Source organism: Bacillus pretiosus (assembly GCF_052947655.1).
The window spans coordinates 4,041,631-4,056,628 of the sequence record NZ_CM129593.1 but is presented as its reverse complement, the minus strand read 5'-3'; the positions used below and the strand labels follow the sequence as shown (position 1 = coordinate 4,056,628).

The window sequence follows — 14,998 nt, the reverse complement described above, 5'->3', positions numbered from 1 at the left end:
ATAGGATCTGCTTATGTATAGAATTTTGCATATTATCCACTCCTTTTTTAGGTAGTATGTCCAAAAGAAAGGAGTGTATGAAAAATGTTAGGGGGAGAATGATGAACAAAAGAAAATGGTTATATAGAATAGGGGTACTTTTATTTTCAATCGGTCTCATATTAGCAAATTTCTATTCAGATATACCATCACCAATTCCTAATTTACATAAAGGAATTGGTATAAGTATTGTCATAGTTGGTCTTCTTTGTCTTATCACATCAAACTTCTACAGAAAGTCTGAATGAATGTAAAAAAGGACAGTTACTCTTTTTCAGAAGTACTGTCCTTTTTAAATAATTTATTCCATAGTTTGGCGATACTCCATATAATGACGATTGCAATGGAGGCAATAACTGACCAAGCAATAGATGCAATTTCAAGTGCCATGCTAGGAAGGAAGGTAAGAATGGATACTATTTTATGAAACAACCATTCTATTATATGAAAACTGATTTGCAATAGAATGACACTCCCGAGTGTAATCCATGCTAACATTTGTTTTCCTTTTTCTTTCCACATGACATTCACCTCACGTTAGCTTAATAGTTTTAAGCCAACAGCGCCGCATAGAATGCAACTTAAGAAGGCAAGACGACGCCAATCCGCTGATTCGCGGAAAATAAGAATACCTAGAAGTGCACTTCCCGCAGTTCCGATTCCAGTCCAAATCGCGTAAGCAGTTCCCATCGGTAACGTGTTCATCGCAAGGGATAAGAAGAAGAAACTTACGCCGAAGTTAGCGATTAAAATAACTTTTGGTGCCCAGCCTTTCTTTTCAGTGGCTACTTTCATAAAGAGTACACCAATAATTTCACAAATACCAGCTAGAATTAAAAATACCCAAGCCATTTTATGCGGCCTCCTTCGCTTCTTTTTCTTCTGTTACTCGTTTTAGCCCAATTACTCCGAAGAAGATTAAACCGATTAATAAAACTTTTACAATAGAGAAAGGTTCTCCGAAGACGAAAATCTCTGTAAGAACGATCCCACCAGCTCCAATTCCTGTAAAGACTGCATATACAGTGCCGACAGGTAAATCTTTATAAGCTCTAAATAATAAGACGAAACTAATTGTAATTAATAACGCAACACCAGCCCATTCAAGTGGTGCCTCCGCTTTTTTAAGTCCAATAACCCAAAAGATTTCAATAATACCAGCTATGATTACATAAATCCATGCCATATGTCATTTCTCCTTCCTACCAGTCGTTAGGTAAAGGGCTTAAAAACGACGCATTGCAAAGGAGCAATCCGTCAGTTTGAAAGACCTCGCCAAAATACTTGCCAAGAGGCGTTTAAACGAGTCTCAAAGCGATTTAAACCTGCGAATAGTAGTTCCACCATAAGTCCGTCCAGTAAGCATAGAAAAGCTTCTAGAGCGTCTTTTACTTCAATGTTATGCAGTTCACTTTGCTCGTTTGCCTGTTTAAATATAGGGAATAAAAGTTTTCCGACGTTTTCAATGTGTGCATTCGCTTTTTTGATAATTTGTACGCGGAATGCATCAGGCGGAAAATAAGAAGTTCGTAACCAAAACATTGATTCTTCACTTTCACCAAATCGTTTTGCGTAGCCCTTTAGTAACTGTAAGAGCAATTCTTCAGTAGACGAATTTGAAAATTTTTCGATATCGTCTGTGAAGCTCTGTAAATCTTTTTGAAGAGCAGATTCTAAACATATAAAATATAGCTCTTCTTTTCCTTTAAAGTGTGCGTAAATCGATGGTTTTTTAATCCCAACTTCTTGAGCAATATTTGCCAATGAAGTTCCTTCGTAGCCGTAGCGTGCGAAATGAGAAAGTGCTACAGCTTTAATGCGGTTTGCTGTCATTTTCATCCCCTACCTACCGTTCGTTAGGTTCATTATATGAGATGGAAAATATAAAGTCAATAGGTGAAGAGCTGAAAAAGAGCGCTACAGGTAACGCTCTTTTTTTAGACAGTATCTCGCTCAATTAAATGGAATGAAAGCTCTTCTGCCTTCCCGGCAATTTGCTCGCTTTGGATTTGTTTATGGAATAAAGAAAAAGCATGTGAGCCCATTGCGAGACCGGGGTGTTCAATTGTGGAAATTTCTAACGCCTTTGAAATTTCATGATTATCAAATCCAAGGATAGCAAGTTCTTCAGGGACCCGAATGCCATGTTTTCGCGCCTCTGTTAATAAACCAGCTGCAACTTGATCGTTCGCTGTAAAAATAGCGGTTGGGCGATTTTTCATGTTTAAAATGCGATGAAGTATTTTTGCACCATCCTGCATCGTATAGCATTGATGAAAAATCCAATCTGGATGTACCGTTTTACCTTCGTTATGCAGCGTATCAGCAAATGCTTTTTCGCGCTCCATAGAATTTGCACTCGTTTTTCTTGCTAAACAGATTCCGATTTTTTCATGGCCTTTACTGAGTAAATAGGCAGTGCCGAGACGGAAGCCTTCATAGTGATCTACGTAGACGGATGAAATGAGGGGATGCTTTATCTTTTCACATGAAATAATAGGGGCAAATTTTGCGAAAGGTTCAATTTGTTCCCAAGAACTCGTTCGAGAGCAAATAATCATTCCGTCGAATTGTTTCATTTTCATCATTTCAAGAACACGAATCTCTTCGAGGCTATCGTAATTTGTTTGACATAAATTAATGTGATATCCAGCTGTTAACGCTTCGTTTCCGATTCCTTCAATAATTGTACTGAAGTATGGAAGATTAATGAAAGGGAGCATAACCCCGATTGTATATGTTTTTCCCTTTATTAAATGAATAGCATTTATATTTTTTGCATAGTTCAATTCTTCAACAGCATCTAGAACACGCTTACGTTTTTCTTTTTTTACGTAAGGGTGATTATTAAGGACGCGGGAAACAGTTGATATGGATACACCAGCGGTTTTTGCAATTTGTTTTATATTGGCCATATGTATCACCTCTCTCCCTTATTATAAGGGGAAAATAATAAGAATGAAAAAATCTTGACCTGAAAAGCTTTTCACAAACTATGGTATGAATAAGGCTTCTTTTTATTCGCGTAACCTTTTCACTTGGGCGTAAGAATGATAGGGGTCTTTTTGTTTGCAAAATAGTTTTGTCAAAATGTGTGAGAATAACGTGGAAAGTTTTCAAAGGTGGAGTTTGGTAGCGAAGCGAATATGAAGAGCATATAAACGCTTCGTTCGTTAAGAGGGCGGTATGAAAGGGCGGAAACAAATTGAAAAAAAGAATCATTTGTTTCGTGTTTTCTAGTTTCGTACTAAGTTCATGTTCGTTTCAGCAAACGATGCAAGAAGAAAAACACTTTGTGGGAACAACAGGAGGAACTATGGATCGTGTTACGGATCCAATTCCGCTGAAGGAGCTTCCAAAATATTTTCCAGTGAAATTTAAAGTGCCAGCGTTTTTACCGTATGACATTACGAGTGATGTGAAGGGGGAAGTCAGAACGATTGGAAAAAAGAAGGCTGTTGTCATGATTAAATATAAACAGCAGGAGCCAGGTAGACATGAATATATTGAGTTAAATGTTGCGAACTTTCCTTATAGTTTTCCAAATCTCGTGGAAGAGAAGCGAGTTCAAGAACAAATGAAATTGAATAATGGAGCACTCGCTTATTTTAAAAATAAGGATGATTCTGAGCGAGGGGACGAATTTGCCACGCTTATCTGGAAAGAGAAAGGACTTGAATATCAGATTTTGTATCGTAATGCACAAGAGAATGATAAAGATGTGATTAAGCAAAATTTATTATACATTGCGAATAATATGGAATGAAAAAACTAGCTGAATGATTCAGCTAGTTTTTGTATGTTATTATTTCTTTTTAATTTTTCCAGTCCACGTTTTGAATCCACCTTGTAATTGGTAGAAATCTTTGTAGCCTTGTTTTTTTAAGTATTGAGCTGCACGACCAGTACGGAATCCGCTTTGGCAGTATAAGTAAACTGGTTGATCTTTGCGAAGTTCTTTATGACGAAGGCGAATTTGTGATAACGGAATGTTACGTGCGCCTAAAATATGTCCTGCAGTATATTCGTCTGCTTCGCGAATATCGATAAGCTGTGCTTTACGGTAGCCAGCGCGAAACTCTTCTTCTGAAAGTGTTTTAATTAATTTTCTCTGATAGAAATACATCCATACAGTGTAGCCGATGAACGCTACGATTACGGCTAATAAAATAATCCAAGTTGTTGACACGGTTCTATCGCTCCCTTTTTTCTTATCCTACTTTCAATATTATAATGCCCGTATGTATTTATGCAACAGATTCATTTGCATATAAGAAGAAATTTCGTATTCTTTCACAAATTTTGTCGAATTTGGTAGACTAGAGAATGTGAAAAATAATTGGTTATATGAGGTGCAGGATGGGAAAAGAAAAATGGTGTTATATTAACTCTGGTCAATGTTCACCGGCATTTAATATGGCGTTAGATGAATGTTTATTAAATTGGCAAAGTGAAAAGAAAATGCCACCAACCATTCGTTTTTATGAATGGGAAGTACCAACATTAACAGTTGGGTATTTCCAGCGTGTTGAAAAAGATATTAATATGGATGTAGTTAACGAAAAGAAATATGGATTCGTTCGTCGTCAAACAGGCGGCAGGGGTGTACTACATGATAAAGAATTAACGTACAGTGTTATTGTGTCTGAAGATCATCCAAATATGCCAAAAACAGTTACAGAAGCGTATCGTATTATTTCGCAAGGTTTATTAGACGGTTTTAAGGCATTAGGATTAGAAGCATATTATGCAGTTCCAAAAACAGAAGCAGACCGTGAAAATTTAAAAAATCCACGTTCAGGAGTATGCTTTGATGCACCATCTTGGTATGAAATTGTAGTAGAGGGAAGAAAAATCGCAGGTAGTGCTCAAACACGTCAAAAAGGTGTGATTTTACAGCACGGATCGATTCCGTTAGAAATAGATTTAGATGAATTATACGATCTGTTTTTATTCCCGAATGAACGTGTAAAAGAGCGTATGAAGAGTATGTTCTCTTCTAAAGCGGTAGCAATTAATGAATTAACAGACCGTACGTTTACAATTGAACAGTTAATTAAAGCGTTTGAGGTTGGGTTTGAAAAAGGATTAGATGTAGAGCTTGTTCCGTATGAATTAACAGAAGAACAGTTACATGAAGTGCAAACATTAGCAAAAGAGAAGTATGAGAGTAAGGAATGGAATTATAAAAAATAAGAGGTGGCAATTGCCACCTCTTATTATTTTATAGTAAATTAAGTACTTTTTCTACTTTGATTCCTTTATCTTGTAAAGAACGAAGGCGATTTACAACGTCCATAATTTCTTTGTCAAATGTAACGCTAATACCTTGGCTTTGTAGTTCTTTTTTTAAGCTTTCAATAGAATCATCTATGTCGATGCCAAGCTCGTAATCTTGACAAACTTCAATTGTCTTTTTCACAAGTTTCACATAATTTTCTTGTAGTTTTGTATTTGTTTCAGTCAAAGCAGGTTGCTTCGGTTTTGCAGGAGCGACCGGTGCTGTCTCTTGCTTTGTAACTGGAGTTGGTGCTGCTTTTTTCACAGGTGCTGGAGTAGATAATTCCACAGCTGCTTCTACACTTACTGGCTTCGGTGTCGGTACCGGAGTAGGTTTAGATGCTGCAGGTGTTTCTACTCGCGTAACAGGTTTTGGAGCAGGTGTAACTGCTTTTGGAGCTTCTACAACTACTTCTTTTTTCGGAGTAGCTTCTACAACAGTTTCTTCTTGCTCAGCAGCTTCTTTATTTTCTTTGCTCCACATAACGCGTTCAACTTCTAGAGAAACATTATTTTTGTTCATCGCTGTTAATGTAACTTTACCAACCTCAGCGTTCCCAGTGAAATCAACAATTTTATAAATAACACTCTTGTTCCAATCCACGTTTCCGCTCAAAAATAATTCTTCGTTACATTTCGGCGTTAAGCCCTCGATTTTAATTTCTGCGTTTACACCGTTTTCACTATATACCATAATTAGCGAAGCATTTACATCTTCGTCTGCTAACATTAGTTCACGTACCATTTTGCCGGTGCGTACTTGCGTTTTCTTCTTAACTGACATTTAATTTCTCCTCTCAAAAATTCAGTAATAATAAAAAAATCGTATAACGAAAAATAATTGCTCACGAAGATTTATGATACCGATAATAAAAGCATCACGTCAACAATTAACTTTAATTATTTTGCATTTTTCTTATTTTCTTTATGAAATTTTTCAATTTGTAAAATTAGACAGAAGAAAAACAGCCTTTTGAAAGGCTGTTAAAAATTTGATTTTTTATATAGTAATTTATATAAAACAAAAAATAAGATAGCGATTAAGGCGTTTTGCCAAAAGGTTAGATGATAAATGAGATAAGGTTGTTTTTTAAAATAAATATTTAAGAATATAGCGGAACAAAATGGGATAGCAAATGCGAATCCAGATAGAATTCTTCTTTTCCAATTCATTTTCTGATCAAAGGAGTACCGCTTTAATAAATATAAAATGAATAGTATACCTAGTATAATTATTGAAACCGACAAAGTAGTTCCAAGGATACTAAAAGGTGGACTTATTATTTCGGTGTTCTTTTCAAAAAAGAAAATGAAAAGAGAAGCAATGGTGTCCATTCCAAACTGTATAGCGAGAAGTAAGCTAATAACAAAGCCGATTAAAGAAGTTTTTTCTGACATTGTTTGAACCGGCAAAGCCGATATGAGTTCATCACAATAAGATTGTAAGTCATCACCAAAAATGTCATAAGCATTTTTATTTTCTGTTTGTGCTTCGATGAGATGGTCTAATATTTCTAGTAATAGTTCTTCTACTTGTTGTTCTGGCACGTTAGATAAACTAACATATCGCTATAAACAACTTCATTTTCAGGTGTTAGAAGTTCGCGTTTTTTGTTGTTCAATTTAATCATGTCTTGCGCATTCATCCTCATCACTCTCCCTGTAATAAATTGTTCACCGTTGTTGAAACCATTCCCCAGCTTTGTTTAAATTCTTCAAGCTGTTCTAATCCTTTATCGGTTACGTGATAATATTTACGTTTTGGACCGAGTGAGGAGGCTTTTAATGTTCCTTCAATCAATTTTTCTTTTTGCATACGTAACAATAACGGATATATGCTTCCTTCGCTTACGAATGTAAATCCGTGTTTATTTAATTTTGTACTCAGTTCATATCCGTACACTTCTTCTTGTGAAATGATGTATAGGATGCAACCTTCGAGCACACCTTTTAACATTTGGCTGTGCATGATTTCACCACCTTTTACTCAGGTAACTTGCGTTGCAAGGTAGCTGTTATCCAAATTATAACATTCAGTAACTTGCAACGCAAGTTACTGAAGTGGAAAACTTTAATGAGTGTTAATTTTTCATCGTTTCCCATACTAACGAGAGGAGGGAAGTATATGAAACCATTTATGCCAAAACTCGTTTACTTTGAACCGAAGGCACTCGAATATCCGCTTGGAAAAGAGCTGTATGAGAAGTTTACGAAGATGGGATTAGAAATTCGTGAAACGACATCCCATAATCAAATTAGAAATTTGCCAGGTGAAAATGACTTGCAAAAGTATCGTAATGCAAAGGCAACACTTGTCGTTGGGGTGAGGAAAACATTAAAGTTTGATACGTCAAAACCGTCAGCTGAATATGCAATCCCGCTCGCAACGGGGTGTATGGGACATTGTCATTATTGCTATTTGCAAACAACACTTGGGAGTAAGCCTTACGTTCGCGTGTATGTCAATCTTGATGAAATATTTGAGAAGGCAAAGCAGTATATGGATGAAAGAGCACCAGAAATAACAAGGTTTGAAGCGGCTTGTACATCAGATATTGTTGGAATTGATCATTTAACACATGCATTAAAGCGGGCGATTGAATTCATTGGAGAAAGTGAGCATGGGCGTTTACGTTTCGTTACGAAATATTCGCACGTTGATCATTTATTAGATGCAAAACATAACGGGAAAACTCGTTTTCGATTTAGTATTAATTCACGGTATGTAATCAAAAATTTTGAGCCGGGGACATCACCTTTTGAAGAACGAATTGAAGCAGCTCGTAAAGTAGCGGGCGCGGGTTATCCACTTGGGTTTATAGTTGCGCCACTTTATATGCATGAAGGATGGGAAGAAGGATACCGTGAACTATTTGAGCGACTGTACAATGCGCTAAAAGATTTGTCGATACCGAATTTAACATTTGAATTAATTCAACATCGCTTTACAAAACCAGCAAAAAAGGTCATTCAAGAGCGTTATCCGAATACGAAGCTTGAAATGGATGAAGAGAAGCGCAAATATAAATGGGGACGATATGGCATCGGGAAATACGTATATAAAAAAGATGATGCAGAAGTATTAGAAGAAACGATTAGAGGATATATTCATCACTTTTTTCCTAACGCAGAAATTCAATATTTTACATGAAAAGAACTTGTATTGGAATGCAAGTTCTTTTTTCTTTTAAATATTTAGGCTTGTTTTCAACTTGTCACGTTATTCTTTCTGGTGTATCATTTTATTGATTGCTTCGTACGGAATGAGCAAAATGAAATTGGATGGAGGAAACCGATGCCTACCCCTAGTATGGAAGATTATATTGAACAAATTTATTTGTTGATTGATGAAAAGGGTTATGCCCGCGTATCTGATATTGCTGAAGCGCTGAGTGTACATCCATCCTCTGTAACAAAAATGGTGCAAAAATTAGACAAAGATGAATATCTAATTTATGAAAAATATAGAGGGCTTGTATTAACATCAAAAGGTAAAAAAATCGGAGAGCGTCTCGTATACCGTCATGACTTGCTAGAGCAATTTATGCGTATTATCGGTTTGGATGAAAGTAAAATTTACAATGATGTAGAAGGAATTGAACATCATTTAAGTTGGGAAGCAATTGACCGCATTGGTGATCTAGTGCAATATTTTGAACAAGATGAGATTCGAGTGGAAACACTTCGTGGCGTTCAAAAAGCAAATGAAGAGAAAAGTAATTAAGGGGGAACGTATGTCGTTTCCTTTTTTATTTCAACCGAAAAGGATGGGGAAATTATGAAAGCAATTATTTTTGATTTTGATGGATTAATTGTGGACACAGAAACAATATGGTTTCACTCTTTCAGAGACGCCGTTCGTGAGTACGGTGGGGAGTTACCTTTAGAGGAATTTGCAAAATGTATTGGAACGACAGATGATGTACTATATGCATATTTAAATGAGCAATTAAAAGAGAAGTTTAACAAGGATGCATTAAAAGAAAAAGTGAAAACTTTACATAAAGAGAAAATGAAAATACCAGAAGCTCGTGACGGGGTAAAAGAATATTTAGAGGAAGCGAAAGAAATGGGATTGAAAATCGCATTAGCTTCCAGTTCATCTAGAGAATGGGTTACTTCTTTTTTGGAAGAGCTACAAATTCGAGATTATTTTGAAGTCATTAAAACAAGAGAAGATGTTGAGAAGGTAAAACCGGATCCAGCACTTTATCGAATTGCGATAGAAGATTTAGGGATTGATCCGTCTGAAGCTGTTGTATTTGAAGACTCGTTAAACGGATTAAAAGCAGCGATTGCAGCAGGATTAAAGTGCGTTGTTGTACCTAATGATGTGACACGGAATTTACCATTTGAAAATCATCATCTTCGAATTGAAAGTATGAAAGATAAAAGTTTGAAAGAAGTACTACAAAATATAAAAAAAGACCGTATTTCCTAAAAGGAAGCACGGTCTTTCTTTTTGTTTTTTTTACCTTCAATGACAGTTAAATGAGATTGTTTTCTTTTTCGCTTCAAAGTGGAAGGAGCGCCTTTCTTACCTTTGTCATTAGAAGCGTTTGATTTCAAGAAAGAATTGCTTAGGGGTGCTACATTTTGTTTCCCATGTTTGCGGTTCGATTGTTTCGCTGCACGCTTATAAGAGCTTTGCGAATTTGCAGAACCACTAGAATTTGTAAACATCTTGTATAGCAAATAAAAGATACCGACAACAAGTAACATGTACCCAATATTTCTTAATACACCCATTGGATTTGTAATGACAGATGAGACAAGGCCGAATATTGCTAATCCGATAATAAGCATAACTATAGCGAATGTAAACGAACGACCGTTCATAAGGGACACCTCCTAAAAACATATATTAAAATTAGTATATTAACGATGAGGAAAGGAGTTGAACACCAATTTTAAATAATTATTGTTTGTTTTCTAAACGTAATAATTCTTCAAACGATGCAATGGCTACTTCCACTTGATCATCTGTTGGTTCTTTCGTTGTTAATAGTTGCAGCCATAATCCGGGATATCCAAGTATGCGTAATACTGGAATATCGCGTAATCGATTTGTAAATTGTAACACTTCAAAAGAAATGCCGAGAACGACTGGAATTAATAAAATTCGGTTTACGACTCTGGCCCAAAGTGGATCTGTAGGGACAAGGAAATAAACAAACATTCCAATAATGACTGTAAATATAATAAAGCTACTGCCACAGCGATAATGAAGGCGAGTTTGTTTTTGAACATTTTCTACAGTCATTGGAAGATTATTCTCATAGGCATTAATTACTTTATGCTCCGCACCATGGTACTGAAATACCCGCTTAATAAGTGGGGTTAAAGAAATAAAGTATATATAGCTCAATAATAGCATGAGCTTAATGACACTTTCGACAATGATTTGCCCTGTATGAGAAGGGAAAATCGGTCTCGTTAATTCAGCTAGTAGTGCAGGAACTGCTGTGAAAATGACTTTACCGAATATGAAAGATAAAACGCCAACTGCTGCAACTCCTAATACCATCGTTAATTTCGATTGTTCTTCTTTGTTATTTGCAATTTGTTCGTCTTCTTCTGGGTGGACATCAAATCGTTCTGAAGCAAAGTTTAAATGTTTTGCTCCATTCGCACTTGCATCCACAATAGCGGCAATCCCTCGTAAAAATGGAATTTTTTTCAGGATAGATAATGCTTTATTACGAACGCGTGGTAATCGATAAAATTCAATCGATTTGTCTTTACGACGAACCGCTGTAACAGTATATTCTCTACCGCCAAACATAACTCCTTCTATGACTGCTTGCCCGCCATATATTTGTTTTGACTCTTCTGCCATGTTAACACCAACCTGTATTTGTTTCTCTCTTATGTAGAAAAAGAGGCAATTGTCATACTGGGTTCTGTCATTTTGAAATAAGACAATCACCGAGTTTCCTTTATTTTATCGACAAATACAAGTATATGACAAGGAAAAACGTTACGAGAGTCGGACATTTCTTATTCTTTTTATAGACAAATTTCGCAGTATTTAAACATGGTTCAAAATAGTTTCGGGCATACTATTGAGCGGAGGTGTCGATGTGAGTCAAGAACAATTAGGAACAAGGAATTTTGTACAAATTGGTTTATTTGGTGGAATCTTTTGGGGGGGGATATGGTATTTCCTTCATATATTTTCATTTACGGAAGCAGGACCGAACTATTTACTTTTACCATTTGCCTTTGGAAGCTGGAAAGAAGGGGTATGGGGCAATGTGTCAGGAATTGTTTGTATGGGACTACTTTCGATTTTAATTGCCTTTTTGTATAAAGCGTTTTTGGCAAAGTTTGAAGGAATTATTCCAGGGATGATTTATGGGCTATTTTGGTGGGCGTTACTATTTTTCGGAATGGGATTAATAGCGCCTGCCATTAAAAGTGCACTCCATTTACCGAAAGAAACAATTGTGACGACGATATGTATTTTTATATTGTATGGTGTGTTTATAGCATACTCTGTTTCCTACGCAGTAAATACCAATAAAGCTGAGCGAGAAGGGGAAGAGAAGACAAACTATTCAAATAAGTGACTCCTATGTTAAAATGTTGTATAGATATTTAATATTAAGGAGTTTTAAACATATGAAAAAGGTACTCCTCGTAAACGGTCCTAACCTAAATCGCCTCGGTGTCAGGGAGGTAAATGTATATGGAAAGGGCACGCTAGCGACACTTGAAGCAGATATGAAGCAAGAAGCAGAAACAATGGGAGTGGAGTTAGAATGTTTCCAATCGAATCATGAAGGTGCGATTATCGATCGTATTCATGAGGCGGAAGATATATATGAAGGGATCATTTTAAATCCTGGAGCATTTACGCATTATAGCTATGCGATTCGAGATGCAATTGCGAGCATTTCGATTCCTGTTATTGAAGTACATATTTCTAACATTCACCAGCGTGAGTCGTTCCGTCACGAATCTGTGACGGCAGCTGTTTGTGCGGGACAAATTGTTGGATTTGGTTTTTATGGCTATAAGTTAGCGTTATTTGCATTAATGGAGAAATTGAGGGAGGCATAAAGTAATGGAGAAAATCGAAAGAGTAAGAAGTGCATTTGATGAGGCTGGTATTGACGGTATTTTGTTAACAAATGAACATAGTCGTAGATATATGGCTAACTTCACAGGAACAGCTGGTGTTGTACTGATTTCGAAAAATCGTGCTCAATTTATTACAGATTTCCGTTATGTAGAGCAGGCTAGTAAACAAGCGGTTGGATATGAGATTGTACAGCATGCAGGATTAATCATTGATGAAGTTGCAAAGCAAGTGAAGGAACTGGGAATTCAAAAGCTTGGCTTTGAGCAAGATACTCTTACATATAGTTCTTATTCAGCGCATAAAGAAGTAATCGATGCTGAATTTATCCCAACTTCTGGGCTTGTAGAAAAGTTACGCTTGATAAAGACTGATTCAGAGATTAAGATATTAAAGGAAGCTGCACAGATTGCAGATGCTGCCTTTGAACATATTCTATCATTCATTCGCCCGGGAGTATCTGAAATTGAAGTGTCAAATGAACTTGAATTTTTCATGAGAAAACAAGGAGCAACATCTTCTTCGTTTGATATTATCGTTGCTTCAGGTCTTCGTTCGGCATTACCGCACGGCGTGGCATCTGAAAAAGTGATAGAAACAGGAGATTTCGTTACATTAGACTTCGGCGCTTATTACAAAGGATATTGTTCTGATATTACTCGTACGATTGCAGTTGGTGAACCATCTGATAAATTGAAAGAAATTTATAATATCGTTTTAGAAGCACAATTACGTGGTGTGAACGGTATTAAAGCTGGTTTAACAGGCCGTGAAGCGGATGCGTTAACGCGCGATTACATAACGGAAAAAGGATATGGTGAATACTTTGGACACTCTACTGGTCATGGAATTGGTCTTGAAATCCATGAAGCACCAGGTTTAGCGTTCCGTTCTGATACAGTACTTGAACCAGGAATGGCTGTAACAGTAGAACCAGGTATTTATATTCCAGGTATTGGCGGCGTACGTATTGAAGATGATATCATTGTAACAAGTGAAGGTAATGAAGTAATTACGAAATCACCAAAAGAACTTATTATTTTGTAATATACAGGAGGATTTTTTTACATGATTTCAGTAAACGATTTTCGTACAGGTTTAACAATTTCAGTGGACAATGCCCTTTGGCAAGTAATGGATTTCCAACACGTAAAGCCAGGTAAAGGTGCTGCATTCGTTCGCTCTAAACTACGTAACCTTCGCACAGGATCTGTTCAAGAGAAAACATTCCGTGCAGGTGAAAAAGTAGAAAAAGCACACATCGAAAACCGTCGTATGCAATACTTATACGCGAGCGGTGAGTCTCACGTATTTATGGATAACGGAACTTACGAGCAAATCGAACTTGGTGAAAACCAAATCGAGCGCGAACTTAAATTCCTAAAAGAAAACATGGAAGTATCTATTATGACATACCAAGATGAAGTACTTGGTGTTGAACTTCCGAACACAGTTGAATTAAAAGTGTCAGAAACAGAGCCTGGTATTAAAGGCGATACAGCTTCTAACGTAACAAAACCAGCTACATTAGAAACTGGTCTTGTTGTACAAGTACCAATCTTCATTAACGAAGGCGAAATGCTTATCATCAACACTGGTGAAGGTAAATACGTTTCTCGTGCATAGTAGAAAAGCACTCGTGATCATCACGAGTGCTTTTTTTTATAGGAAATAGGGTAGATAGTAAATAGCAGTGATAATAAAACTAACTAAAATAAGTGAAAGAGTACCCGCCATATATGGAGTGAAAACAATTTGAAATGGTTTTATTTCGCCAGTCTCAACGCCAGTCAGTGTTTTACTTATTGCGTGATCCGTAATGTTGTTTCTATGAGTATTCATAATAATTAACCACATAATTGCAAATATCGCTAAACTACCAAGGAAAAAGGTCTCCATAAATGACCAACCGACCAATTTTGAAAAAAGATAAATAAGAGCTAATTCTACTACGACTGTTAAACTAATTTTTACTACCTTCATATTTTTCCTTCTCCTTTTGTAGGTCTAGCCAATTTAGAAATTTTTCACGTGACACGACATGTAGTACACAAGAAGATTTTACTTCATTCTCTAAGGCAGAATGTTCACCAGGGAATCTATCTTCCACATGCAATGAAATATAAGGCAGTTTTTCTTGTGCTTTTAACGAGCGGACATTATTCGTTTTAGCTCCAGCAAATACGTAGGAAAGTTGTAAGTCCAAAAAAGCAATTTTAAAGATTTCTTTTTTAGCAGCCTCATTATATCCTTTTCCCCAGTATGGATAGCCGAGCCAACTACCAATGTGAGATTGTTTCTTCTCATAATTAATATGTTTAAGTGTGGTGAGACCAATTATTTCGTTTTCTTCATTTACAATCATTCTCGATAAAGACCTCTTTTGGCGCTCTTCTTCTATTGCGAAAAGAAGAAATGCTTTCGTGTCTTCGATCTTTTCTACTTTTATTCCTAATGCATTTTTTATGTGTGGATCACTTGATAGCTTGAAAATCACATTTGCATAGCGTAAATCGAGTGGTACTAAAGTAACGTGTTGCATCGTCTATACCCCTTTTAAATTAAATATACCATAAAATAATAGGAATATTCAGA

At 36.4% G+C, this 14,998-nt stretch carries 22 protein-coding genes and 1 pseudogene; 10 read left to right on the top strand and 13 right to left on the bottom strand.

Annotation, left to right across the window (positions count from 1 at the left end):
• The first annotated feature begins 101 nt into the window (after positions 1-101).
• Entirely contained in the window at positions 102-287 is a 186-nt protein-coding gene (locus ACU8YW_RS20775) for a hypothetical protein (protein WP_141542702.1), read from the top strand.
• A gap of 16 nt (positions 288-303) precedes the next feature.
• On the opposite strand, the gene ACU8YW_RS20770 is transcribed toward ACU8YW_RS20775, so the two are convergent.
• From ACU8YW_RS20770 to ACU8YW_RS20750, 5 genes are all read right to left on the bottom strand, one after another.
• The gene (locus ACU8YW_RS20770) at positions 304-561 is read right to left on the bottom strand and encodes a DUF3975 family protein (RefSeq protein ID WP_087985176.1); all 258 of its coding nucleotides are present in this window, start codon (positions 559-561) and stop codon (positions 304-306) included.
• A 15-nt stretch (positions 562-576) separates the two neighbouring features.
• The gene (locus tag ACU8YW_RS20765) at positions 577-891 is read right to left on the bottom strand and encodes a DMT family transporter (RefSeq protein WP_000312623.1); all 315 of its coding nucleotides are present in this window, start codon (positions 889-891) and stop codon (positions 577-579) included.
• A gap of 1 nt (position 892) precedes the next feature.
• Positions 893-1,225: a DMT family transporter gene (locus ACU8YW_RS20760; RefSeq protein WP_000312344.1), complete on the bottom strand. Its 333-nt coding sequence runs from the start codon at positions 1,223-1,225 to the stop codon at positions 893-895.
• A 71-nt stretch (positions 1,226-1,296) separates the two neighbouring features.
• Entirely contained in the window at positions 1,297-1,878 is a 582-nt protein-coding gene (locus ACU8YW_RS20755) for a TetR/AcrR family transcriptional regulator (RefSeq protein ID WP_141474868.1), read from the bottom strand.
• A 98-nt stretch (positions 1,879-1,976) separates the two neighbouring features.
• Positions 1,977-2,954, bottom strand: a complete 978-nt coding sequence (locus ACU8YW_RS20750) for a LacI family DNA-binding transcriptional regulator (RefSeq protein WP_426933852.1) — start codon at positions 2,952-2,954, stop codon at positions 1,977-1,979.
• A gap of 314 nt (positions 2,955-3,268) precedes the next feature.
• On the opposite strand from ACU8YW_RS20750, the gene ACU8YW_RS20745 reads away from it, so the two are divergent.
• Entirely contained in the window at positions 3,269-3,805 is a 537-nt protein-coding gene (locus tag ACU8YW_RS20745; RefSeq protein ID WP_141555585.1) for a DNA polymerase III subunit delta, read from the top strand.
• Positions 3,806-3,844: 39 nt separating this feature from the next.
• Here the strand turns inward: ACU8YW_RS20745 and ACU8YW_RS20740 are convergent, their stop codons facing one another.
• Positions 3,845-4,228 carry a rhodanese-like domain-containing protein gene (locus ACU8YW_RS20740; protein ID WP_000108656.1) on the bottom strand — a complete coding sequence of 128 codons (384 nt, stop codon included), beginning with the start codon at positions 4,226-4,228 and terminating at the stop codon, positions 3,845-3,847.
• Between the two features lie 170 nt (positions 4,229-4,398).
• Here ACU8YW_RS20740 and lipM point away from each other — a divergent pair, with 170 nt between their 5' ends.
• Positions 4,399-5,235 carry an octanoyltransferase LipM gene (gene lipM / locus ACU8YW_RS20735; protein WP_000514071.1) on the top strand — a complete coding sequence of 279 codons (837 nt, stop codon included), beginning with the start codon at positions 4,399-4,401 and terminating at the stop codon, positions 5,233-5,235.
• Positions 5,236-5,263: 28 nt separating this feature from the next.
• Here lipM and ACU8YW_RS20730 read toward each other — a convergent pair whose 3' ends face one another.
• The 3 genes and pseudogenes from ACU8YW_RS20730 to ACU8YW_RS20720 all read right to left on the bottom strand — a co-directional run bounded on the left by ACU8YW_RS20730 (position 5,264) and on the right by ACU8YW_RS20720 (position 7,288).
• Complete coding sequence (locus ACU8YW_RS20730; RefSeq protein ID WP_000111931.1) at positions 5,264-6,103, bottom strand: hypothetical protein; 840 nt, start codon at positions 6,101-6,103, stop codon at positions 5,264-5,266.
• Between the two features lie 200 nt (positions 6,104-6,303).
• Positions 6,304-6,965, bottom strand: a pseudogene (locus ACU8YW_RS20725) (DUF1129 domain-containing protein).
• A gap of 5 nt (positions 6,966-6,970) precedes the next feature.
• A complete protein-coding gene (locus tag ACU8YW_RS20720; protein ID WP_000556083.1) occupies positions 6,971-7,288 on the bottom strand; it encodes a PadR family transcriptional regulator in 318 nt (105 codons plus the stop codon).
• 156 nt (positions 7,289-7,444) lie between these two features.
• On the opposite strand from ACU8YW_RS20720, the gene splB reads away from it, so the two are divergent.
• The 3 genes from splB (at position 7,445) to ACU8YW_RS20705 (ending at position 9,760) form a co-directional block, all read left to right on the top strand.
• Positions 7,445-8,470, top strand: coding sequence for a spore photoproduct lyase (gene splB / locus ACU8YW_RS20715; protein ID WP_000802100.1), 1,026 nt, complete (start codon positions 7,445-7,447; stop codon positions 8,468-8,470).
• Between the two features lie 144 nt (positions 8,471-8,614).
• The gene (mntR, locus tag ACU8YW_RS20710; protein ID WP_001143070.1) at positions 8,615-9,043 is read left to right on the top strand and encodes a transcriptional regulator MntR; all 429 of its coding nucleotides are present in this window, start codon (positions 8,615-8,617) and stop codon (positions 9,041-9,043) included.
• Between the two features lie 54 nt (positions 9,044-9,097).
• Positions 9,098-9,760: an HAD family hydrolase gene (locus tag ACU8YW_RS20705; protein ID WP_048546402.1), complete on the top strand. Its 663-nt coding sequence runs from the start codon at positions 9,098-9,100 to the stop codon at positions 9,758-9,760.
• Here the strand turns inward: ACU8YW_RS20705 and ACU8YW_RS20700 are convergent.
• Complete coding sequence (locus ACU8YW_RS20700; protein ID WP_001014467.1) at positions 9,757-10,158, bottom strand: SA1362 family protein; 402 nt, start codon at positions 10,156-10,158, stop codon at positions 9,757-9,759. The genes ACU8YW_RS20705 and ACU8YW_RS20700 overlap by 4 nt on opposite strands.
• A gap of 79 nt (positions 10,159-10,237) precedes the next feature.
• Positions 10,238-11,158, bottom strand: coding sequence for a DUF1385 domain-containing protein (locus ACU8YW_RS20695; RefSeq protein WP_000807116.1), 921 nt, complete (start codon positions 11,156-11,158; stop codon positions 10,238-10,240).
• A gap of 244 nt (positions 11,159-11,402) precedes the next feature.
• On the opposite strand from ACU8YW_RS20695, the gene ACU8YW_RS20690 reads away from it, so the two are divergent.
• From ACU8YW_RS20690 to efp, 4 genes are read left to right on the top strand one after another with little or no spacing between them, the layout of a single operon-like run.
• Complete coding sequence (locus ACU8YW_RS20690; protein WP_000076890.1) at positions 11,403-11,891, top strand: YqhR family membrane protein; 489 nt, start codon at positions 11,403-11,405, stop codon at positions 11,889-11,891.
• Positions 11,892-11,943: 52 nt separating this feature from the next.
• A complete protein-coding gene (gene aroQ / locus ACU8YW_RS20685; RefSeq protein WP_000757087.1) occupies positions 11,944-12,384 on the top strand; it encodes a type II 3-dehydroquinate dehydratase in 441 nt (146 codons plus the stop codon).
• A gap of 4 nt (positions 12,385-12,388) precedes the next feature.
• The gene (pepQ, locus tag ACU8YW_RS20680; RefSeq protein WP_048562330.1) at positions 12,389-13,450 is read left to right on the top strand and encodes a Xaa-Pro dipeptidase; all 1,062 of its coding nucleotides are present in this window, start codon (positions 12,389-12,391) and stop codon (positions 13,448-13,450) included.
• Positions 13,451-13,471: 21 nt separating this feature from the next.
• Complete coding sequence (gene efp, locus ACU8YW_RS20675) at positions 13,472-14,029, top strand: elongation factor P (RefSeq protein WP_000626521.1); 558 nt, start codon at positions 13,472-13,474, stop codon at positions 14,027-14,029.
• A gap of 36 nt (positions 14,030-14,065) precedes the next feature.
• Here efp and ACU8YW_RS20670 read toward each other — a convergent pair whose 3' ends face one another.
• Entirely contained in the window at positions 14,066-14,386 is a 321-nt protein-coding gene (locus ACU8YW_RS20670) for a hypothetical protein (RefSeq protein WP_097889622.1), read from the bottom strand.
• On the bottom strand, positions 14,367-14,945 hold the full coding sequence (locus tag ACU8YW_RS20665; protein WP_097889623.1) for a GNAT family N-acetyltransferase: 579 nt from the start codon (positions 14,943-14,945) through the stop codon (positions 14,367-14,369). The genes ACU8YW_RS20670 and ACU8YW_RS20665 overlap by 20 nt, the downstream gene beginning before the upstream one ends.
• Between the last annotated feature and the right edge of the window lie 53 nt (positions 14,946-14,998).